Source organism: Flavobacterium acetivorans, from assembly GCF_020911885.1.
GTDB classification, from domain to species: Bacteria; Bacteroidota; Bacteroidia; order Flavobacteriales; family Flavobacteriaceae; genus Flavobacterium; species Flavobacterium acetivorans.
On record NZ_CP087132.1, the window covers coordinates 2,788,899 to 2,811,929 of the forward strand.

The following is a 23,031-nucleotide window of genomic DNA, read 5'->3' on the forward strand; positions in this document are numbered from 1 at the left end:
TCTTTTAATCATTAAATAAAAATTATGAAATTAGATTTTTCAAAAAATACAGATGGTTTGATACCAGCCATTATTCAAGACAGCGAAACTAAAAATGTCCTGATGCTGGGTTACATGAATTCAGAAGCTTACGATAAAACGATCGAAACCAGAAAAGTGACTTTCTACAGCAGATCAAAACAAAGACTTTGGACCAAAGGGGAGGAAAGCGGCAACTTTTTGCATCTAATAGATGTTAAAAATGATTGCGACAATGATACTTTATTAATCCAAGTGAAGCCGGAAGGTCCCACTTGTCATAAAGGAACGGATAGCTGTTGGGGATTAGAAAATAAAACGGATTACGGATTTATTTCAGATTTAGAAAACACAATTAAAATAAGAAGAGAAAACGCCGATTCTGAAAAAAGTTATGTGGCTTCCTTGTTTAAATTAGGAATCAACAAAATTGCTCAAAAAGTAGGAGAGGAAGCCATCGAAGTGGTCATCGAAGCCAAAGACGAAAATGATGATTTGTTTTTGAGCGAAAGCGCCGATTTACTTTTTCATTACCTCATTTTATTGCAAGCCAAAGGATTTCAATTAAATGACGTTGTGAATGTATTGAAAAGCCGAAAAAAATAGCCATTTCAATTTTCCTGAATTAAATTAAAACCCAATAGTATCATTATTAACTATTGGGTTTTCTTTTTTTTGAAACTGCAATCGACTATATTTACTCTCTATTTTAAAATGACTTCAATTCCGCTCGAAAGCTGCATAAATCGTGATGAATCTAAACAAAAGATCCCTTAGCCTTGAATAAAAGATATATTATGAAAACGAAACAAATAGCCCATTTAGAAAATTATTCAGGAACTATTTTAATACCGGTTTTTGAGACGAATTCGAAAAGTATCATTCCTATAAAATTTGAAGATGTAGAAATCTCTTCCAAAGTTTTTTTTGGAAAAAAAGATACGCACTATCTTGCCGAGTATAAAGGGAATACTTATATATTCATTGGTTTAGGAAAAGCGATTGATTACAAATCCATCAAGACCATTTTCAGGAGAATCGCCGCAAAAGAGATAGAAAGCTTTGGAAAAAACGTAGCGTTATTCATTCCGAAACAATTTAGTACTGAATTAGTAGAGGCTACAATTTCAGGATTGCTTCTGGGAACCTATGATTTAGGTCATTATAAAATTAAAGAAACGCATCCTTTTCTGAACGATCATTTTGAATTAGAAATTTTATCGAATAATGATTATTCGGCAACTATAAATAGAGCGATAAAAATTGCCCGAGCCCAACTAGAAACCTTGAGCCTTGTTGATTTGCCACCAAATAAGGTTACACCTAAATATTTAGCAAATTGGGCAGTTGACAAAGGAGCAAAATATGGCTTTGAAGTTGAAGTCTTAGGACTGGAAGCCTGTCAAATTCAGGGTTTAGGTGCATTTTTGGCCGTTGGTAAAGCAAGCCAGAATGAACCTCAGTTCATAATTATGAAATACACACCTAAAGAAAGTATACCTAATTTAAAGCATGTTGGATTCGTAGGAAAAGGAATCACCTTTGATACGGGTGGTTTAAACATCAAAACAGCAGGAATGCTGGAAATGAAATGCGATATGGCTGGCGGAGCAGCCGTTTTTGGCGCTATGCAACTCATTGCCGACTTACAATTAGCAGTTAAAATAACCGCTATTGTTCCTTGTGCCGAAAATTCGGTAGATAGTAGGTCGCTTTTGCCCAGTGATGTAATCCATAGTTATAGCGGAAATTCAATCGAAATCATTGATACAGATGCTGAAGGACGACTCATTCTAGCCGATGGATTATCGTATTTAATTAAGAACTTTCAACCCGAATATATTATAGATATCGCCACATTAACGGGAAGCAGTATGGGTACATTTGGTCACGAATGCGCCGCTTTATTTACCAATAATGAAACTATTTCAAAAAAAATACAAGAAACGGGAGATGCAATTGGTGAACGATTGTGGCCATTACCACTTTGGGAGGCCTATAAACAAGATATCGAAAGCGATATTGCCGATGTCAAAAATTATAGTGGAAAACCGCTTGCTGGAGCTATCACCGCCGCTAAATTTCTGGAATATTTTACTCAGGAACATCCAGCTTGGGCACATTTAGACATTGCTGGTGTCGCATTTGGGGATGATGAATTTGCTAAAAGCAAACATGCGACTGCTTATGGGGTACACTTGTTAACCCAATTCATTGAACAGTTGTAAACACTAATGTTATTATTACTGCTATTTCAAGAAAAATTAAAATACATATATTTACCCTCTTATTTAAAAGTTTCAGATCTATGATTCATTATTTTCGTTTTGCTTTTGTCGCACTTTTTATTTCTAGTTCGCTAAGCGCCCAAGGTTTATTACAAAAGAACAATGAAGTCTTTACCCGACAGGATTCCCTTCGAGGAAGTATAACCAAAGAGAGAGCTTGGTGGGATGTAAAATACTATCATCTTGATGTTAAAGTAAATCCTTCAGACAGCACTATTACAGGTTCTAACACAATCCGATATCAAGTGTTGAATGCATACAATCGCATGCAGATTGATTTGCAAAATCCGATGAAAATTGATAAAGTAGTTCAGGATGGTAAAGAATTAAAATACCAAAGAGAAGGAAATGCCTTTTTTATAGAATTAGTCGCTCCACAGATAAAAGGAGCATTAAAAGAACTGAAGGTTTTCTATAGCGGACAGCCAAAGATTGCCGTAAATCCACCATGGGATGGAGGAATTACTTGGAAAAAAGATCATAATGGTAACCCTTTTATAGCTTCTTCCTGTCAAGGATTGGGTGCGAGTGTATGGTGGCCCAATAAAGATCATATGTATGACGAAGTAGAAAACATGTTAATCAGTGTCAACGTTCCAGGTGATTTAACAAATGTTTCTAATGGACGTTTGCAAAGTGTCAAAAAATTAAAAGACGGTACAAGAACCTTCAATTGGTATGTGGCAAATCCCATCAATAATTATGGGGTAAATATAAATATTGGTGATTATGTTTCTTTTTCGGAAAAATATGCTGGAGAAAAAGGAAATTTAGATTGCAGTTATTATGTTCTAAGAGATAATTTAGCCAAAGCAAAAAAACAATTCAAAGAAGTTCCTCGTATGCTGAAAGCCCTTGAACATTGGTTTGGACCTTATCCGTTTTATGAAGACAGTTACAAACTCGTGGAAGCGCCTTATTTAGGCATGGAACACCAAAGTAGTGTTACTTATGGTAATGATTTTAAAAACGGTTACAAAGGGAGAGATTTAAGCGGTACAGGCTGGGGACTCAAATTTGATTTTATTATCATCCATGAATCCGGACATGAATGGTTTGCTAACAATATTACCTACAAGGACATTGCTGATATGTGGATTCACGAAAGTTTTACAAATTACTCTGAAAGTCTTTTTGTGGAATATTACTATGGGAAAGAAGCCGGTTTTGATTATGTAAAAGGAGTGAGAAAAAGCATTCAAAACGACAAACCGATTATTGGTCATTATGACGTGAATAGCGAAGGTTCGGGTGATATGTATTACAAAGGAGCCAATATGTTACATACATTACGCCAAATTGTAAATAACGATGAAAAATGGAAAGCCATTTTGAGAGGATTGAACAGTACTTTTTACCACCAAACAGTTACCACAAAACAAATCGAGGATTATCTGAGTACTAATGTTAGACTGGATTTAGCAACTTTCTTTAATCAATATTTAAGAGATACCAGAATTCCTACATTAGAGTATTATTTCAAAGACAATAGCTTGACATTTCGTTGGACAAATTGTGTTGCCAATTTTAACATGCCTATTAAAGTAACTCTAAATGGCACCGAAAAATGGCTAAAACCGGAAACAAATTGGAAACAAGAATCAATTACATCTGAAAATAAAGAACTTAAAATTGACACTAATTTTTATGTAGCAAATATCAATATCACAGAATAATATTTGCTAATTTTACCTGAAAAACAAAACAGATCAACTGATTTATCTTATCACTTTTATGAAAAATACAAATACAATTTTGTTCTGTTTGATCGTTTTTGGGGTTAGTGTTACAGCTCAAAAAAAAATCAACCCAGTTGTAAAGACTGTTCCAAAAGAAGCCATTCCTATAGTAGATACTGCAACAGTGGCCTTCGATAGTATTTCATTTTCTAAATCAAGTGAAATGCTTGATGAAGAACACTATTGGAACCTTATTGAAAGTTCCATAAAAGAAAATACAGATCAGGAGGATCAAGAACTTTTTTTGGTTGCTGAACTTGAAAAATTGTCTCCAAAGGAAATAATAGGCTTTCGACTCAGAACAGATCAGCTTCTTTTTGATTCCTACAATCCTGAATTATGGTGCGCGGCCTATATCATGAATGGCGGTGTTTCGGATGGTGATTTTGAATATTTTAGATGCTGGTTAATCTCCAGAGGGAAAGACGTTTTTTATAAAGCAAAGGCTAATCCGGATTATTTAGTTGATCAAGTAATTCCTGACCGTAAATCCTATCAATTTGAAGGTTTTTGGTTTGTAGCGGTTTCAGCATTCAAAAACAAAACCAATCAGGAATTGTATCCTTATATTGATTATGAGCTATTTACCACCACTGATGAGAATTACCCTTTGCTCAATTTTACTTGGGACGCAGAAGATCCCAAAAGTATGGAAACCATTTGTCCTTTGTTGTTTAATAAACTTTGGAAATAATAAATTATAAAGCTATTTTTTCAAACAATTGTAACTGACTTTTTAGTCTTTCAATAAGCATACTCATCATTCTTTTATTAAGGTTTGATGAGTTTTTTATATACAATAGATATTCGTCTTGAGTAAATAATCCAATGATCATCCCTTTCATAGCATTACGGAACTTAATGTCTTTTTGAATTGCATTTTCTATCGTCGCTAATTTTTTATCGACTGTTTGGGTATAAAAATCGCTCTTATATTTTGTAATATAATTATGGAAAGCGGCGATAAACAGTTCGTTTTGCAGTTTTAGGATAGGGCGAAGGGTTTGATTTTGAAACATTTCCTCCGAAGAAGATTGAGCACTTACACTACCTATGGTTTCTCCTCGAAATTCTCTTAAAAAAACATCTCTCTGATTCATTTTTTTCTTTAAAAATAAAAAAATATATCCTAAGATGAGTTATTTTAGCATTATAAAAATAAAAATTATGCGATTTCATACTAGAAAATGGGTAAAGCCCGAAGACTTGAATCCAAACGGAACTTTATTTGGCGGAAAATTGCTGGCCTGGATTGATGAAGAACTGGCTTTATACACGATAATTCAACTGGAAAATCCCAAAGTAGTTACTAAACACATGTCGGAAATAAATTTCAGAAGTTCCGCAAAACAGGGAGATATTATTGAAATTGGCATTGACGTGGTTAAATTCGGGAACAGCTCATTGACCTTAAAGTGTGAAGTTCGAAACATGATGACGCGCGAAACAATTATCTCCATAGATACTACCACAATGGTTAATTTAGGTGCGGATGGAAAGCCAAAAGCACATGGAAAAACACAAATTGAATATGTTAAAAATCGTTTGCTTTAATTAAATAAAGAAGGCTTATAAAAAAGACCTTAAGTATTTCAAAATACTTAAGGTCTTTTTTTACATTTAAAGCCTAATTCAGAAATACTTTTTCAGAGGGCAATTCGAAAATTTCTAAATCAAAATAACCAACAGATGCAATGACGTGATCAAAGATATCAGCCATTATGTATTCGTAATTCTCCCATTTTTTATCTGTCGTAAAAGCATAAATTTCCAAAGGAACCCCATTAGAGTCGGATTGCAATTGGCGACAAAGCATCAACATATCTTTGTTTAAAGCGGGATGATGGTGCAGGTATTCTATGATGTATTTTCGAAATAATCCTAAATTAGTGATATTTCGGCCATTGATTGCAATCGATTTATCTATAGAATTCACACTATTGAATTTGTCAATTTCTCTTTTTCTGGTATCAATATAACCACTGATCAATTGAATTTTTTTCAAATCATCAAATTCTGCATCATTCAAAAAACGGATACTGCTTGTTTTGATCAAAATGTGTCTTTTAATTCTTCGTCCTTCAGATTTAAACATACCGCGCCAGTTTCGAAAAGAATCTGAGCTTAGACTATAGGTAGGAATTGTAGTAGTCGTATTGTCAAAATTTCGCACCTTAACTGTGGTTAAATTAATTTCGATTACATCACCGTCAGCTCCAAATTTTTCCATGGTAATCCAATCGCCAATACGAACCATATCATTTATAGAAACTTGGACACTCGCCACAAAACCCAAAATAATATCCCTGAAAATTAAAATAATCAAAGCCGAAACAGCTCCAAAAGTAGTCAAAAGCTCTTTGCGGTCAATATCAAATATTTTTGATATGATTAGTATAATTCCCACCAACCAAAGCACAATCATTATTACTTGAATGAAGCTATCAATAGGTTTGTCGCTATATCGAGGTTTTACTTTTAAATAATCTCTCAATGCATTAAAGACCGTTCGTATGATCCATAAAATCAGAAATACGATATAAATCCCTACCAATTTACCAAAAATATCTTCCCAATATTCGTATTTATCCAGAATTATCGGAACTGATTTATAAATAAACAGCAGCGGAATAAGGTGGGCTATGTATTTTGCTGTTTTATTGGATACTAATAAATCGTCAAAATTTGTTTTCGTTTTTTGAGCTACAAAAACTATTATGGTGACCAAAAGAAGTCGGAAAACCACATAGATGGCATAAGCCAAAAAACACAGCAAGGCAATGTTTATAAATAAACTTAAATAAGAGGCAAAATTGTACCCCAATCCCCATTTCCGAAAAATGGGGTAGAGGAAGGTGAAAATTTGCTCTATAATTTTATACATTCTTTAAATATTTCTTGTCGATATAAAAAGTTCCAAAAGGAACAAGTGAAGCAAATAAAATAATACCTAAGTTTTTAAAGTCCCAGTTTTGAACGTTTTTTAATAAAACAGCTAGCAAAACATAGCCAATAAAAAGTACACCATGGCCCATACCTATAGGATATAGTAGGGTTTTGTACAAATCAATGTGTGTAGGCTTGATCAAAAGCATATTAGCAAATAAAACCAAATAGGATATTCCTTCTAGAATCGCAGTAATCTTGAAAATCTTAAGCATTTAATTTATTTTTAGTAATAATCGACAAAATTAGGCAATAACATTGATTTTTGAAGTATTCTATTCAAAACTAATTCATAAGAAAGGTTAAATTTTGAGGCCAAATATTATGATTTAAAAAAGAGAAAACCAACCCTCAAGTTGGTCTTCTCTTTTATTTACAAATCCGGAATATTATGAAATCAAAAGTTTACTAACATATTGATAACTTGTTTTTACTGATTCTATCGGATTAGGAACATAATTGGTTTCCTGTTCAACAAAAAAATGTTTTACCCCTGACAGTTTTGCTTCAGCAAAAATCGATTTAAAATCAATGCTTCCGTTACCAATTTCGGTATTTCTATCGGGATTATTTTGATCCATATCCTTGACATGCCACATGCTAAAACGTCCCGGATTTTTCTTAAACAATTGCAAAGGATCATTTCCCGATCGCACAACCCAATACAAATCCAATTCAAAATCAACTAATTTCTTGTCCGTTTCGCCGAGCAGAATATCATAACCAGTCGTGCCTTCAAATGAGGTAAACTCAAAAGCATGATTGTGATACGCCAATTTTAAACCTGATTCTTTACAAATCTCAGCTGCTTGGTTTATTTTTAAAGCAATTTTTTTATAATCATCGGCGCTCTTTCTGAGTGATTCCTCTAGCCAGGGAATTGTTACATACTGATTCCCCAAAATATTCGCCGCCTCAATCGTTTTTTTAAGAACATCAGAGTTCCCGTCTTTAATAAAAGTACCAAGATCATAATGCCCACTCGGGGATTTCAAACCATTATCGGATAAAATAGTTTTAAACTCTTTTGCAGATGTGCCAAAAAAACCATTCTTTAACGAAAAGCCATAGGTTTCCACTTCTTTAAAACCTGCTTTGGCGACTTGTTCCAAAACCATTTTCACATTAGAAGGGAAGCTGTCTCGCAAAGTATACAATTGCAGTCCAATATTTTTATTTTTGCTGCTGAAAGCCAATGAAGGTGCTAGTGCTATTGCGCCCAGAGCCATGCCGGTATTTATTAAAAAAGTTCTTCTTTTTATCATTAATTCTATTTGTTTGTTCTTAAATATCGCAAATCGCAATCGCTTTTCTTAAAGAGTCCATTTTGTTTGGATTCTTAGGTATAAATTCTTGCGCTACATAGCCTTTAAATCCTGTTTGCACTATTGCCTTCATGATGGCTGCATAGTTTAATTCTTGGTTTTCGTCAATTTCGTTTCTACCGGGAACGCCAGCGGTATGATAATGACCAATATACTTATGGTTGTCTCTGATTGTTCGGATCACATCTCCTTCGTCAATTTGCATGTGGTAAATGTCATAAAGTAATTTAAAATGTTCCGAATTAAGGCGTTTAGCCAGTTCCACTCCCCATTTTGTAGTATCACATTGGTAATCCTTATGGTCAATTTTACTGTTCAATAATTCCATCACTAAAACTACATTGTGCTTTTCAGCCAAAGGGAGCAACGGCTGCAATCCTTTTACGCAGTTGTTCCAGCCTTCTTCATCGGTTTTTCCTCTTTTGTTACCACTAAAGCAAATCAGATTCTTATAACCCGCTTTTGCAACCAGCGGAATCATTGCTGAATAGTTCTTGATTAAGGTTTCATGAAATTTTGGGTCATTGAATCCATCGACCAAATTAATCTCTGCACCGTTGCACATCGCTGAATCAAGACCGTGTTTTTTCAATATAGGCCAATCGGCAGGGCCAACCAAATCAATTGCCGAAATCCCCATTTTTTTGGCTTCTACACAAAGGATTTCAAGATCAATACTACTGAAACACCATCTGCAAACCGAGTGATTAATGTTGCCTTTTATTGTTTGTTCTTCCATATTTGTCTCTTTTGGGCTTGCTGCAGCGGAAAACCCCAGAGGAATGTTTAGCGCTACCGCTCCGGCAACAATATTTTTTATAACCGATCTTCTGCTTAAATTAGAACTCATTTTGATTAAATTTTAGATTGTTGTAATTTCTGTTTTAGTTTTCTCCTTGAATAAAAGGGCAAAAAGTATAAATACCACCAATGCAATTCCGGCAGGAATTAACCATACCATTTCCCAATTGATTGCACCTCCAAGGGTTTTATAATTATCGGTAATCCAACCTGCAACTCCAAACCCGATTAGCATTCCCACACCATAAGTGGCGAGAGTGATCAATCCCTGCGCGGCACTTTTGTATTTTTCTCCGGCTTTTGAATTGGTATAAATTTGTCCCGAAACGAAAAAGAAATCGTAACAAATCCCGTGCAAGGCAATTCCGGTGATGAGCATAAAACTTAAATCGCTTCCATTGCCATAAGCAAACAGAACATATCGTAGTGCCCAAGCCAACATACCAACTAGAATGGTCTTTTTAAATCCAAAACGGACAAAAAACATTGGAATCAACAACAGGAATAGTGCTTCAGATATTTGCCCAATTGCCATTTTCCCTGTTGGATTTTCGATTCCGGCATCCGTTAAAAAAGGATGCGCATTTTGATAATAAAAAGCTAAAGGAACACAGATCAGAATGGAGGAAATGAAAAATATCGCAAAATTTTTATCCTTTAATAATCTCAAAGCATCGAAACCAAGTAAGTCACCAATCCTGATTTTTTCGGTAGAAGCCACTTTTGGCGGCGTTTTTGGCAAAGCAAAACTAAAAATTCCTAACAAGAAAGCGGCAACTCCTGCCAGCAGAAAGGTGTTTTTAAGCAATCCCTGAGAAACTGCTTCGCTCGAATCCCAATGAAACAAAAAGCTAATAGATAATCCTGCTAAAATCCAGCCGATGGTTCCCCAAACCCTGATATTTGAAAATTCTTTCTCCGGATCTTTCATCTGATTAAAAGCTACTGAATTAACTAAGGCCAAGGTAGGCATGTATAAAACCATATAACTCAAAACGTAAGTATAAAAGACAGCTACTTCATCCGACTGGTACATTTGGTACATCAAAAAAGCGCCGCCAAGATGAAGAATACCCAATATTTTTTCGGCATTAAAATAACGGTCAGCAATTAAACCAATAATAAAAGGAGCAATGATGGCTCCCCAAGATTGGGTTGAAAAAATAGATCCAATTTCTGATCCGGAAGCTTTCAAATTGTTACCTAAAAAAGTACCTAGAGTTACAAACCAAGCTCCCCAGATAAAAAACTCCAGGAACATCATTAGTGATAATTTAAATCGGGTAGTAGTATTCATTATTTTTGGTTAATTATTCTGGTAGTTAACGATTTAATTTTTATAAATTGATTTCTATATTTCATATTTCAGGGTAAAACCATCAAAAATAAATTTTGAGATTTTACCACATATGGCTGTATTTTATTCTTTTAAAGAAAAAGAAATTACATCCCGTTTTCGCATCCCGTAGTTATATCCATGGTATTCCATTCTTTAATCATGATGTTTCTGTACCACACATGATCTCCATGATCTTGTAAAGCAATTTTACCGGTTTTGAAAGTTCCAAAATCTTTCCAGCTGGCGAATTTACTTCCAGCTACCAAAGATTTAAAATTGTCGTCCCAAAGTTGGGTTTCAACAACAAATACCCCATTTAAAACCAAAGTCAGCTTGCCAAATTTGCAAACTACTTCGGCGGTATTCCATTCGCCTACAGGTTTTGCAGCAGCTTTAGAACTTTTAATTAAATCGTATAAATCACCTGCGGCATGTTTGATAATTTTCCCGTCAGGATGTCCGTCATTATCTAAAACCTGCATTTCCAAACCGGTAGAATAGGTGTTTGGGAAATTTTCTAAATCTTCGTTTACATAAAAAATAATACCGCTATTGGCTTTTGGAGCGACTTTCCATTCTAATTTCAAATGGAAATTGGTGTATTCCTGATCAGTTACAAGATCACCTCCCTGTCCATTTTTTGCGGCGGTGGGATCAAAGTGCAAAGTTCCATCTTCTACTTTCCAGCCTGAACCAACTGTGGTTTTCCCGTAGTTGTGCCATCCTGTGGTTGTTTTTCCGTCAAATAGGGGTTTAAACCCTTTTTGGGCGTTTGTTGTTTGAATCAAAGCCATCAGCATAATCGCGGTACAAATATTTTTAATCATAAGTTTCGGTTTTAATAGTTAATTTATAAAGTCAAATTAGCCCAGCCTTCGCGATAGTCGCGCTTCACAAACTGATTGACTTCATCAAAATTGGTAATTTTCATATTGTCATTATCCCATAACAATTTTGCGGATCGTCCAGGATAAACATCTTCACCCAATACTTCTTTATGAATATCATAGCCTCTAATTGCTAGATTTGCCATTAATAAAGCTTCGGTCAAAGGTCCGGCAATTTCAAAGGGCGAACTTAATTCTTGTTTTCCGTAGCCGGCAATAGCGGCTTCCACCCATTGGCTATAATGTCCGTCAGAACCGCCTTTGACGCGAGGGTATTTTTGAGCTACTTTGATGTTTTCATTTCGACTTAAAGGAAGCAAACGAGGATTCAATCCATAGGTATCACACATCATTTTTCCTTTGGTTCCAATAAATAAAGTTCCATTGCCACCGTCTCCAAAAATTTCATTTGGCTCTAATTCTGATGGTCGTTCTGGTTGAATTCCGCCATCCATCCAATGCAATTTTACATCGCCTTTGGTTTTATCGGTCTTTGGAAAAGTTAAAGTAACGTGACTAGATGGAGGGCAACTATCCGGAAAATATCCTCTTTTGAATTCATCAACATAAACCGAGCCCACGCTGCATTGAACATCTTTGGCATATTTTAAATTTAAAATACTAAATGGCGCATCGATCAAGTGACAGCCCATATCTCCTAGGGCGCCTGTTCCATAATCCCACCATCCGCGCCAGTTGAATGGCACTAATTTAGCAACATAATTTTTTTGTGGAGCAGTACCCAACCATAAATCCCAGTCCAATTCTTTCGGAATTTCGGTGGTTTTGGTTGGCCAAGGTATACCTTGAGGCCATACAGGGCGATCTGTCCAGGCTTTAACGGTATGAACATCGCCTATCAAACCCGCTTCATACCATTCTCTCATAATTCGAGTGCCGTCATTGGAGGAACCCTGATTTCCCATTTGGGTTACGACCTTGTATTTTTTAGCGGCTTGAGTCAGAATTCGAGCCTCATAAATATCATGGGTAAGTGGTTTTTGAACGTAAACATGCTTACCTAACTGCATCGCTGCCAAGGTTTGAATGGCATGATTGTGATCCGGTGTTGAAACTGAAACGGCATCAAAATTTTTATGTTCTTTGTCTAACATTTCGCGCCAGTCTTTGTAAAACTTGGCTTTTGGAAATGCATTTACACTTCTTACAGCCCTGCGGCTATCTACATCGCATAAAAAGGCAATATCAGCTTTTCCGCTCTTGGCAAACATTCCAATATCTGACTGGCCTTTTCCTCCAACACCAATTCCGGCAATTAGCAAGCGATCACTTGGCGCCACAAATCCCCTTCCCAAAACATGACGAGGAACAATCATAAATCCCGCAGCGGCAATAGCGGTTGTTTTTATAAAATCACGGCGGTTATTCGTGATTTTATTATCTTTTTCGTCTTTCATTTATTTTTTAAAGTTTGCTTGGTTAGTTTATAAATCGAAATAAATAGATTACTTTTTCAATGATAAAATGTATTTTGCTATTGTTTTTGCCTCGTCTTTTTTCATCGAGGCGTGCGCTCCCATCGGGACAGTTCCCCAAACTCCTGAACCGCCTTTTATGATTTTATTGGACAAATAAGAAATGTTTTTTTCATTGGCTGCATATTTATTTGCAATTTCCAAATAGGAGGGACCTATGAGCTTTTTATCTAATTTATGACAACCGATGCAATCTGATTTAGCAATCAATTTTTCACCATCTGAAAATTGAAAAACAACATCAACTTTAGGTGTGTATTTTTCTGCTGTATTTTCTTTAGAAAATGAAGCTAAAGTAATGATGGCAATTCCTAAAAATAAGTAATTAAATTTCATGTATTTATATTTTTATAATCCTAAATTTTTCCTGTTAAAAACTTGGTTTGTTTCTACTGCGGCAAAATCGTCAAAGGCCTTATCGGTAACTTTTATAATATGATTTTTTATAAATTCAGCACCTTCACGCGCGCCATCTTCTTGGTTTTTCAAGCAACATTCCCATTCCATCACGGCCCAGCCTTTAAAATCGTATTGGGTTAATTTGCTAAAAATGGTTTTAAAATCTATTTGTCCGTCTCCCGGAGAACGATACCTTCCGGCTCGATTTAACCAACTTTGATAACCTCCAAAAGTTCCTTGTTTTCCCGTGGGATTGAACTCGGCATCCTTGACATGAAAAGCTTTGATTCGTTCGTGATAAAAATCGATATATTGTATGTAATCCAATTGTTGTAAAACAAAATGGGAGGGATCGTACAAAATACAGGCTCTGGAATGATTGTTTACCGCTTTCAAAAACATTTCATAGGTTTCTCCATCAAATAAATCTTCACCGGGATGAATTTCATAACAAAGATCAACACCAGCATTATCAAATTCGTTCAAAATAGGCAACCAGCGTTTGGCCAATTCAGCAAAACCATCTTCGACCAAACCGGGAGGTCGCTGTGGCCAAGGATGAAAATATTGCCAAAGTAAAGAACCGCTAAATGTAGCATGGGCATTTAATCCCAAATTCTGCGAGGCTTTTGCCGCATACTTCAATTGTTGCACCGCCCATTCCTGTCTCGCTTTTGGTTTTCCGTGAACTTCCTTAGGAGCAAAAGCGTCAAAAAAATCATCGTAGGCGGGATGAACCGCCACCAACTGACCCTGCAAATGGGTCGACAATTCGGTTATTTCCAAACCATGTGAAGCGATTCTGCCTTTTAACTCCTCCGCATAAGTTTTGCTTTCTGCGGCTTTTTGCAAATCAATAAAACGGCTGTCTAAAGTTGGCATTTGGATGCCTTTAAAACCCAAATCGGAAGCCCATTTGCAAATTCCGTCCAAGGAATTAAACGGGGCTTTATCGCCAATAAATTGTGCCAAAAAAACGGCTGGACCCTGTATTGTTGTCATTTTTTATTTAAATTTTAAAATCAAACCATTTTTGATCTGATTTACCTGAAGCAATCACGTTTTCTATAAAAGCCATCCCTCGAACTCCGTCATCAACGGACGGAAAATCAAGCATTTCTTGGGTAGGTTCTTTTCCTTCCAATTTAAAAGATAAAGTCAAAGCAAAATTTTTGTATAAATTGGCAAATGCCTCGAGATAACCTTCTGGATGACCGCTTGGCGTGCGGGAATTCGCCATTGAAATATTAGACAAATAGCCATTTCCTGTACGGTAAATTTGCGTTGGAGCGTCGGACCATTTTATTATCAAAGAATTGGGTTCCATCTGATGCCATTCTAGGCCTCCTTTTTCACCATAAATTTTAATTTTCAATCCATTTTCTTCACCGGTTGCTATTTGTGTGGCAACCAAAATACCATTTGCGCCGTTGTCAAATTTTAACAATACATTGCCGTCATCGTCCAGTTTTCTGCCTTCAACGACAATGTTAATATCGGCACACAACTGAGCGATTTTCAAGCCCGAAATATATTCGGCCAAATGTGCGGCATGGGTTCCAATATCTCCCATACAACCACTGATACCACTTTTTGCGGGATCTGTTCGCCAAAGAGCTTGCTTGTTCTCTTTACTTTCCAATAAAGAACTCAACCAGCCTTGGGTATATTCAACGATCACTTTTCTGATTTTGCCAAAATCATTGTCAGCAACCATTTTTCGGGCTTGCTTTACCATTGGATAACCCGAATAAGTATGTGTCAAGCACAAAATAAGTCCGGTTTCTTTAACTTTTTGCTGCAATTGTTTGGCTTCATCCAGACTTAAGGTCATCGGTTTGTCGATCAAAACATGAAAACCGTGATTCAAAGCCATCATAGCGGGAGCAAAATGCGTAAAATTTGGAGTAACAATAGTCACAAAATCCATTTTTTGGTCTTGGGGAAGTTGGCTCTCGATTGCAATCATTTTTTCGTACGAATCGTAGCATTTTGCTTCGGGAAGAAATAAGCCTTTTCCAGATTCCTTTGAAATCTCAGGATTAGAACTAAATGCGCCGCAATGCAATTCAACCAAGCCATCCATATTGGCGGCAATACGATGAATTGCTCCAATGAAAGCATTTTTACCGCCGCCAATCATGCCCATTTTTAATTTTCTCATAGCTTTTGACGCACTAAATATTACCTTTTTTCAATTCTTTTACGGCATGATCACAGGCGCGAGCCGTCAATGCCATAAATGTCAGCGATGGGTTTTGGCAGGCAATCGAAGGCATGCAAGAACCATCGGTAACAAATACATTGTTCACTTCATGCATCTGGTTCCATTTATTTAAAACAGAATCTTTTGGATCATTCCCCATTCTAGCAGTTCCCATTTCATGAATCGCCATGCCTGGGTAACAATCATTATCATAAGTCCTCACATTTTTTATTCCTGACGCTTCCAGCATTTCGGCGGCATCATTCATCATATCTTCACGCATTTTAGCCTCGTTTTCTTTGAATTCACAGTCAATGGCTAAAATAGGTTGTCCCCATTTGTCTTTCTTAGAATGGTCGATATAAACCCTATTTTCATAATATGGTAACATTTCACCAAAGCCTCCCAATCCCATACTCCAGCTGTTAGCAGGAAGAGATAAGGTCTCTTTGAAATTTTCTCCAAAAGCCAATTCGGCCACTTCTTTATGCCAAGCACCTCTGCTGGCTCCGCCTTGGTAACCAAATCCTCTCAAATAATCTCTTTTATCATTGCCTACGTTTTGGTATCTTGGAATATAAATTCCGTTTGCCCTTCTTCCGTAGGTATATTTATCTTCAAAACCTTCGGCAGTTCCTTCGGCACCACAACGGAAATGGTGATCCATTAAATTATGTCCCAACTGTCCGCTGGCATTTCCCAAACCATTAGGATGCGCTTCGGATGTAGAATTTAATAAAATAAATGTAGAGCCCAAAGTTGATGCATTAACGAAAACGATCTTGGCGTAAAACTCTATCGTTTCGTTGGTTTCGGCATCAATTACCATGACGCCTTTTGCCTTTTTGGTATCTTTATCGTAAATGATATGATTGACAATAGAATACGGCCTTACCGTTAATCTTTTGGTTGCAACTGCCGCCGGCAAAGTAGAAGACTGCGTACTGAAATAGGCCCCGAACGGACAACCGCGACTGCATAAATTTCTGTATTGACAACTGCCGCGGCCTTTATGTGGAACCGTCAAGTTTGCAGTACGACCAATGGTCATTAATCGGGTATTGTTGTAATGTTTTTCTAAGCGTTCTTTAACCGATTTTTCGACACAATTCATGTCCATTGGCGGCAAAAATTTACCATCGGGCAAGAGAGGCCAATTTTCGGCTTGCCCGCTGATACCAGCAAATTTCTCTACATAATCATACCAAGGAGCAATATCTTTATAACGAATAGGCCAGTCGTTTCCATGACCGTCTTTTTTATTATCTTCAAAATTATGTTCACTAAAACGGTAACTTTGGCGCCCCCACATCAAGGATTTTCCTCCCACATGAAAACCTCTGTACCAGTCAAAACGTTTGTCTTCGGTATAAGGACATTCTAGATCATTTACCCACCATTTTTCGGTAGCTTCATTATAAGGATAATCCCTGCTTTGTACCGGATGGGTTCTTTTTTGCTCCTGGGTGAGTCTTCCTGCATGTTCAATCTCCCAAGGTGCTTTCATCGCTGATTCATAGTCTTTGATGTGCTCGATGTTCATACCGCGCTCCAGCATCAAAACTTTTAATCCTTTCTCTGTGAGTTCTTTTGCAGCCCAACCGCCACTAATTCCTGAACCAACGACAATGGCATCATAAGTATTTTGTTTTTTTAAATCAGAGTTTATATTCACTTTTTTTCATTTAAAAGGTTCGTAATAAAAATCAGCAATTGGATTTTAAATTTCTAAGTAGCCCAAGCTTTTTGTCCCGGTTTATAATCTGCGCTGCCGTCATATCTTCCGGGAACGGGAAGGTATTCTCGAGCTTGGGTACAACCAATTTCAGATGAAAAATAGCCTAACAAAGTCAAATCCCTTGCAATCATAAAGAACGAAGGTTTCTTTTTATTAGCGATTGCCTCGGCAGTTAAATCAGTCATTAATTTATGGCGTTCTTGGGCATTGGTAGAAAGAAAATCTTTGTTGAAATCTTTTTGACATTTTGACAACATTTCCTTCATGCCTGAAGCAAAAAGCTCCTGCAAGTTTGCCGGATAGCAATCCCTGACCATCATAGGAATAAAACTGCCAACTCCAGCTGCTTTTGCCCCAAGGGAAGATGTTGTTGTTGGAATTATAATATCTGCAAATTCCCCTAAAATTACTTCATCAGCGGCAGAAAAAGAGACCTGATTTTTTTCACCTTCATAAACTCCAAAACTTTCAAACAAAACACCAATTGTGCTTGAGGAGATCGCAGTTCCTAATAAAAAGGCTACGTTTTTAAGTGCTTTACGTCTATCCATTACTTATTTTATTAATAATACTAGCTAAAAATGAATTTTTAATAATTATTATATCATTACAATAATAAATAAAAAACAAACAATTATTTATTTTTGATGTTAAAATGAAATGTTAATTATGTATTTTTCATTTATTGGAGAATATATTGTAAAAATTGCAACAACTACCGTCAATTGTCGTTCAAATTAATAGTAAATGCAATTGAATTGATTCAATAAAATAATTATAGTAATTTTTTTATAAGTTTTTTATTATAATAAAACGTTTTAGTAAAACTTATTTACTACAATAAGCCAGAAAAAAGTGTTTTAATATACTTCCCAAGTAAATTTTAAAACATTCCTGTAAAAACTAATTTACTTTTGTAGAACTAAACTTAGATTATGAGCAAGAGGGATTTAAAAAAATACGTCAAAGAACTCACTAAAGAACAACTCGAAGAACAAATCATCGAATTGTATGAAAAATTCAATCCTGTGAAAGTGTATTATGACTTTGTATTTAATCCGAAAGAAAATTCTCTTTTATTGGAATCCAAAATCAAAATCTCTAATGAATATTTTCCAATACAAAGCAGTGGAAGGGGAAAAAAACCAAAGATGCGTCGATCTGTTGCTCAAAAATACATCAAACACTTTATGGTTTTGGGTGTTGATCCCTTTCTTATAGCCGATGTGATGCTCTATAATATCGAAATTGCGCAGGCTTTCTCGGCCGGAAACACCATAAAACAGGAAATATTTTTCAAAAGTATGCTTAATTCCTTTGAGCAAGTGGCTCATTATTTGATTGCCAATGGCATCCTGCCAGATTTTAAAACAAGACTAAAATCCATTCAAAATGAAGCTTTTGAACAAAAATGGAAGAACAAAGAACAGTTCCAAACCATTGTGGAACGTCTCGAATACTAAATCCCTATAATTCAATTTTATTAAATCGCTATACATATTTTAAACTAAAAATAACGGAATAACTGTTTTTTAGGTGTATTTTTGCAAAAATCCAACAAAAAACAATGTTTGAAAATACTATAGAAATAGAAAAAGAAGACAGAAAAGAACTTTATGCTTACCAACAAGGAGATATTGATGCCATATTTGAACGCATAGACAATGCTCCGCAAAACCATCATTTACTTTACCAATTGCCTACCGGCGGAGGTAAAACGGTGATATTCTCCGAAATTGTACGCCGTTATTTGTCACAGCACAATAAGAAAGTTGTTGTTTTGACCCATCGTATTGAGTTGTGCAAGCAAACCTCTAAGATGCTAAAAGGTTTTGGCGTAAAAAATAAAATTATCAACAGTAAGGTCAAAGAATTTCCCGATCAAGACGAATACTCTTGTTTTGTAGCCATGGTTGAGACTTTGAAAAACCGTATCAATGATGAGAAACTCGAACTTGACAATGTAGGTTTAGTGATTATTGATGAGGCACATTACAATTCCTTTAGAAAACTATTAACTTCATTTGCTAATTCCTTTATTCTAGGTGTTACGGCAACTCCTTTGAGTTCTAACATCAAGCTGCCAATGAACGAAAGTTATAACGAACTAATAGTGGGCGACACCATCAGTTCCTTGATTCAAAACGGCTTTTTGGCCAAAGCCACCACTTATAGCTATGATGTAGGTTTGACTTCGCTTAAGGTGGGAATAAACGGGGATTATACGGTGAAATCTTCCGATGATTTATATACTAATTCCCTTATGCAAGAGAAACTATTGCATGCCTATACAGAGAAATCGTTGGGTAAGAAAACATTGATTTTCAATAACGGGATCAATACGTCGCTTTATGTCTATGAAACCTTTAGGGAAGCAGGATATGCGATACGCCATTTAGACAATACCAGCAGCAACGAAGAAAGAAAAGACATATTACATTGGTTCAAGCATACTAAGGATGCCATACTAACCTCTGTGGGGATTTTAACCACCGGTTTTGATGAACCAACTGTAGAAACAATCATCCTGAACAGAGCCACAAAATCACTGACATTATATTACCAAATGATTGGTCGTGGTTCCCGAAAATTACCCGGTAAAGATGAATTTACCGTGATCGATTTAGGAAACAATGCCGCCCGTTTTGGTCTTTGGAGCGAACCGGTAAACTGGCAACACATCTTCAAATCGCCCGAGTTTTATTTAGAAAACCTGCGCGATGATACTGAAATTGAAATGTTTTTCAAATACACCATGCCACCGGAATTGCGTGCTAAATTCAGCAAAACTGCCGATGTAAGTTTTGATGTCGATGAAGAACACAAACTCATCATAAAACAAAACCTGCGTTCTAAGGTGGTTCTGGATAAATCCTTAGACCAGCATGCCGCCATGTGCGTTGACAATACTGAAACCCTACAGGAAGCTAAATCCCTGTCTAAGGAATTAGAGAATGATATCGATTGCCGCATCAAACGTTATTCTAAATGTCTGAGCCAGTGCAGTAAAAACTATCGCGAATGGCTTATTGACGATTATAAATTGAAATTGACCTTATTAATCGGGAAAAAGTATCGTGAAAAAATCATGAACGAACCCGATGAGGATTAACATAAAGAGCTAATCCTGCTATTCGTTACAATCTCTTGTCTCGTTAAAGAAACGAGACAACAGGATTTTCACTTCAAACGAAGTTCACTGAACTCCAATGAAAATAAAAGGCAAGTGAAGTAATCGGGGCTAGGGAATACAAACAAAAAGAACTATTTTTTATAAAATAATAAATCCAAAAAATGTCAAAACAATTCACTGATTTAGGAATTTCGGAAGCCATCTTAAAGGCACTTGCCGAATTGAAGATTGTTGTGCCAACAGAAATCCAACAAAAAACAATTCCGCTGCTTTTAGAAAACAAGACTGATCTTGTGGGACTTGCCAAAACCGGTACAGGAAAAACGGCTGCTTTTGGATTGCCTCTTTTACAATTAATAGACACAAAATCTGAAGCAGTTCAAACCGTTATCTTGGTTCCAACGCGCGAATTAGGGCAGCAAATTTTTAGAAATCTTGAAGATTTTGCCAAATACTTGCCCGAAGTTTCTATTGCGGCCACTTGCGGAGGAATCCCGATAAAACCGCAAATCGAGCGATTGACGTCACCAACGCATATTGTAGTGGCAACGCCGGGACGTTTGATCGATTTAATCCAGCGCAAAGCAATCAATCTAAAAGAAACCAAATTCCTCGTGCTCGATGAAGCCGACGAAATGGTCAGTATTTTGAAAGAAAGCTTGGATGAAATTGTTGCCGAATTGCCAAAGGAACACAAAACATTATTGTTTTCGGCCACTATGCCGGGAACCATAAAACAACTAATCCAGAATTACTTGCACAAAAACGTGGTTCAAGTCAGTGCCAGCATGGAAATAGTAGGGAATCAAGGGATTGATCATGAATACATTGTTGTTGATCCCATCGAAAAATTGGATGTTTTGATGCATTTCCTGAATTCCAGAGAAGGCGAACGCGGAATCATATTTTGCAAGACCAAAGCAGCGGTAAATAAACTGGCAAAAAATCTGGCGATTAACCGTTTTTCTTCGGGAGCCTTGCACGGGAGTTTGTCACAGGGAATCCGAGACAGAATCATGGAGCAATTCCGCGAAGGACATATCAATATATTGGTAGCGACGGATTTAGCGGCAAGAGGAATCGACGTAAAGGAAATTTCCTATGTGGTCAATTACCATTTGCCAGATGCGTATGAAGCTTATGTACACCGAAGCGGAAGAACGGCAAGGGCAGGAGCAAAGGGACTTTCGTTAACAGTCTTGCAACCGGAAGAAGTAGGCGAGATTGCTGATTTTGAAAAAGAATTGGGAATTAAATTCACCGAATTTAAAAAGCCAAGCACGTTGAGCATCGAAGAAAACAATACGCTTTTATGGGCCAAGCAAATCTTCAAAACCAAACCCAACCACGAAGTTGACGCGGAATTGAAAACCAAAATAAAAACTGTTTTTCATCACCTGACCAAAGACGAATTAATTGAAAAACTCTTGGCCAATTATTTGTTGCAAAACAAAAACGAACCGACAGAAAAACAAGAAAAAAGACAAAAAAAGAAATAGTTTTTTTTTAAAATAAAGAATAAAACCATTGCAATTGCTTGAAGAAGTAGTGCAATGGTTTTTTTGTTTTAAATTAGCACAAGTCATAAAAAGCAATTAAACTTCTTGAGCAACTTCACTTTGTTAAAATCAAAGATCTTGAAGGCAATGAAATTGAATACGAACGAAAATAAAATGCTTTTTAAGGTTTTCATTTTGCACAAATAGTAAAACTTATATTAAGTTCTTGATTTAGAAGTAAGTGTTGATCCTGCTGAAGCTATTACTACAAAAATAACAGATAAAACCTCGTTAAAACTAAGGTGCTCTTGTAAAAATAAAAAAGCACAAATAGAAGCTGCTGCCGGTTCTAAACTCATTAAAATACTAAATGTACGGGCTGGAAGTTGGCCAAGTGCTTTCATTTCTAATGTAAAAGGAATTGCACTGGACAAAAGAGCAAGAGCTATGCCTAAAAAACCCAACGTTGGCGTTAGATTACTGAGTCCATTTCCTATAATTCCAAAAGGGATAATCAATAAGGAAGCAAAGAGCATTCCAGTGGCAACAGCTTCTCCATCTTTCATTATTTTTGAAATTTTCCCACCTAAAACGATATAAAAAGCCCAAAATACTCCCGCCAATAAAGCAAATAGAACCCCTAATAAATCTATGCCGTTATTTGTTGTCCAAGGAGCAATCAAAATAATTCCTGCCAAGGCAAGAAGAACCCATAAATAATCGATCAAACGTTTTGAGCCAAAAACAGCCACCAGTAATGGGCCTATAAATTCCAATGTAACTGCTAATCCGATAGGAATTCTCTCTATTGCCAGATAAAAAATCAAATTCATTGCTCCTAAAGACAAACCATAAGGAACGACAATTTTCCATTGATTTTTGCTTATTTTTAGCAAATTAGGTCTGAAAACAGCCAACAATAGGATTGCTGATATACCAATTCTCAGCGAGGCGGTTCCACTAGCACCAATAGTAGGAAAAAGACTTTTTGCAATTGCTGCGCCACTCTGAACACTTAGTATTGCTAAAAGAACAGCCGGTATTGGTGGTATGTTGAGTAATTTATTTTTCACTTTTAATCTTAGGATTTCGGGGCGCAAAAGTACAAAATTTATAGTTCAAAGTGTTGTGAATTGCCTTATCCATTAAAAGAACAAAAAGAAGCAGGAAAGTTTTAACCCTTTTTTAATAGTTCATTTTCCAGTGGCCTCTATAAA

Annotated in this window: 22 protein-coding genes; 8 read left to right on the forward strand and 14 right to left on the reverse strand. The window is 36.3% G+C overall.

Features of this window, described 5'->3' with window-relative positions; all coding sequences use genetic code 11:
• Positions 1-24 precede the first annotated feature (24 nt).
• The 4 genes from hisIE (at position 25) to LNP19_RS12170 (ending at position 4,739) form a co-directional block, all read left to right on the forward strand.
• A complete protein-coding gene (gene hisIE, locus LNP19_RS12155; protein ID WP_230062179.1) occupies positions 25-624 on the forward strand; it encodes a bifunctional phosphoribosyl-AMP cyclohydrolase/phosphoribosyl-ATP diphosphatase HisIE in 600 nt (199 codons plus the stop codon).
• Between the two features lie 191 nt (positions 625-815).
• On the forward strand, positions 816-2,246 hold the full coding sequence (locus tag LNP19_RS12160; protein ID WP_230062180.1) for a leucyl aminopeptidase family protein: 1,431 nt from the start codon (positions 816-818) through the stop codon (positions 2,244-2,246).
• An 80-nt stretch (positions 2,247-2,326) separates the two neighbouring features.
• A complete protein-coding gene (locus LNP19_RS12165; protein WP_230062181.1) occupies positions 2,327-3,982 on the forward strand; it encodes a M1 family metallopeptidase in 1,656 nt (551 codons plus the stop codon).
• 58 nt (positions 3,983-4,040) lie between these two features.
• Entirely contained in the window at positions 4,041-4,739 is a 699-nt protein-coding gene (locus LNP19_RS12170; RefSeq protein WP_230062182.1) for a DUF4240 domain-containing protein, read from the forward strand.
• 4 nt (positions 4,740-4,743) lie between these two features.
• Here the strand turns inward: LNP19_RS12170 and LNP19_RS12175 are convergent, their stop codons facing one another.
• Positions 4,744-5,145, reverse strand: a complete 402-nt coding sequence (locus LNP19_RS12175) for a glyoxalase (protein WP_230062183.1) — start codon at positions 5,143-5,145, stop codon at positions 4,744-4,746.
• Positions 5,146-5,212: 67 nt separating this feature from the next.
• On the opposite strand from LNP19_RS12175, the gene LNP19_RS12180 reads away from it, so the two are divergent.
• Positions 5,213-5,599, forward strand: a complete 387-nt coding sequence (locus LNP19_RS12180) for an acyl-CoA thioesterase (RefSeq protein ID WP_230062184.1) — start codon at positions 5,213-5,215, stop codon at positions 5,597-5,599.
• A 73-nt stretch (positions 5,600-5,672) separates the two neighbouring features.
• Here the strand turns inward: LNP19_RS12180 and LNP19_RS12185 are convergent, their stop codons facing one another.
• The 12 genes from LNP19_RS12185 to LNP19_RS12240 all read right to left on the reverse strand — a co-directional run bounded on the left by LNP19_RS12185 (position 5,673) and on the right by LNP19_RS12240 (position 17,733).
• Positions 5,673-6,929, reverse strand: coding sequence for a mechanosensitive ion channel family protein (locus LNP19_RS12185; RefSeq protein ID WP_230062185.1), 1,257 nt, complete (start codon positions 6,927-6,929; stop codon positions 5,673-5,675).
• Positions 6,922-7,206: a DUF3817 domain-containing protein gene (locus LNP19_RS12190; protein ID WP_230062186.1), complete on the reverse strand. Its 285-nt coding sequence runs from the start codon at positions 7,204-7,206 to the stop codon at positions 6,922-6,924. Before LNP19_RS12190 ends, LNP19_RS12185 begins: the two co-directional genes overlap by 8 nt.
• Positions 7,207-7,380: 174 nt before the next feature.
• A complete protein-coding gene (locus LNP19_RS12195) occupies positions 7,381-8,256 on the reverse strand; it encodes a sugar phosphate isomerase/epimerase family protein (protein WP_230062187.1) in 876 nt (291 codons plus the stop codon).
• Positions 8,257-8,275: 19 nt separating this feature from the next.
• Positions 8,276-9,166, reverse strand: coding sequence for a hydroxypyruvate isomerase family protein (locus tag LNP19_RS12200; RefSeq protein WP_230062188.1), 891 nt, complete (start codon positions 9,164-9,166; stop codon positions 8,276-8,278).
• 12 nt (positions 9,167-9,178) lie between these two features.
• A complete protein-coding gene (locus LNP19_RS12205) occupies positions 9,179-10,414 on the reverse strand; it encodes a nucleoside permease (protein WP_230062189.1) in 1,236 nt (411 codons plus the stop codon).
• Positions 10,415-10,560: 146 nt separating this feature from the next.
• Complete coding sequence (locus LNP19_RS12210; protein ID WP_230062190.1) at positions 10,561-11,283, reverse strand: 3-keto-disaccharide hydrolase; 723 nt, start codon at positions 11,281-11,283, stop codon at positions 10,561-10,563.
• Positions 11,284-11,306: 23 nt separating this feature from the next.
• Complete coding sequence (locus tag LNP19_RS12215) at positions 11,307-12,761, reverse strand: Gfo/Idh/MocA family protein (RefSeq protein WP_230062191.1); 1,455 nt, start codon at positions 12,759-12,761, stop codon at positions 11,307-11,309.
• Positions 12,762-12,809: 48 nt separating this feature from the next.
• On the reverse strand, positions 12,810-13,175 hold the full coding sequence (locus LNP19_RS12220) for a c-type cytochrome (RefSeq protein WP_230062192.1): 366 nt from the start codon (positions 13,173-13,175) through the stop codon (positions 12,810-12,812).
• A gap of 12 nt (positions 13,176-13,187) precedes the next feature.
• Positions 13,188-14,240 (reverse strand): sugar phosphate isomerase/epimerase family protein, encoded by a 1,053-nt coding sequence (locus LNP19_RS12225; protein WP_230062193.1) that lies wholly within the window; start codon positions 14,238-14,240, stop codon positions 13,188-13,190.
• 7 nt (positions 14,241-14,247) lie between these two features.
• Entirely contained in the window at positions 14,248-15,402 is a 1,155-nt protein-coding gene (locus LNP19_RS12230) for a Gfo/Idh/MocA family protein (protein WP_230062194.1), read from the reverse strand.
• A gap of 13 nt (positions 15,403-15,415) precedes the next feature.
• On the reverse strand, positions 15,416-17,119 hold the full coding sequence (locus tag LNP19_RS12235) for a GMC oxidoreductase (protein ID WP_230062195.1): 1,704 nt from the start codon (positions 17,117-17,119) through the stop codon (positions 15,416-15,418).
• Between the two features lie 53 nt (positions 17,120-17,172).
• Positions 17,173-17,733 carry a gluconate 2-dehydrogenase subunit 3 family protein gene (locus LNP19_RS12240; RefSeq protein WP_230062196.1) on the reverse strand — a complete coding sequence of 187 codons (561 nt, stop codon included), beginning with the start codon at positions 17,731-17,733 and terminating at the stop codon, positions 17,173-17,175.
• Positions 17,734-18,117: 384 nt separating this feature from the next.
• Between LNP19_RS12240 and LNP19_RS12245 the strand changes: the two genes are divergently transcribed.
• The 3 genes from LNP19_RS12245 to LNP19_RS12255 all read left to right on the forward strand — a co-directional run bounded on the left by LNP19_RS12245 (position 18,118) and on the right by LNP19_RS12255 (position 21,814).
• Positions 18,118-18,645, forward strand: coding sequence for a DUF6155 family protein (locus LNP19_RS12245; protein ID WP_230062197.1), 528 nt, complete (start codon positions 18,118-18,120; stop codon positions 18,643-18,645).
• A 104-nt stretch (positions 18,646-18,749) separates the two neighbouring features.
• Complete coding sequence (locus tag LNP19_RS12250; protein ID WP_230062198.1) at positions 18,750-20,294, forward strand: DEAD/DEAH box helicase; 1,545 nt, start codon at positions 18,750-18,752, stop codon at positions 20,292-20,294.
• A gap of 182 nt (positions 20,295-20,476) precedes the next feature.
• Positions 20,477-21,814, forward strand: coding sequence for a DEAD/DEAH box helicase (locus tag LNP19_RS12255; protein ID WP_230062199.1), 1,338 nt, complete (start codon positions 20,477-20,479; stop codon positions 21,812-21,814).
• A gap of 218 nt (positions 21,815-22,032) precedes the next feature.
• On the opposite strand, the gene LNP19_RS12260 is transcribed toward LNP19_RS12255, so the two are convergent.
• Positions 22,033-22,887, reverse strand: coding sequence for an EamA family transporter (locus tag LNP19_RS12260; RefSeq protein ID WP_230062200.1), 855 nt, complete (start codon positions 22,885-22,887; stop codon positions 22,033-22,035).
• Positions 22,888-23,031: the final 144 nt, after the last annotated feature.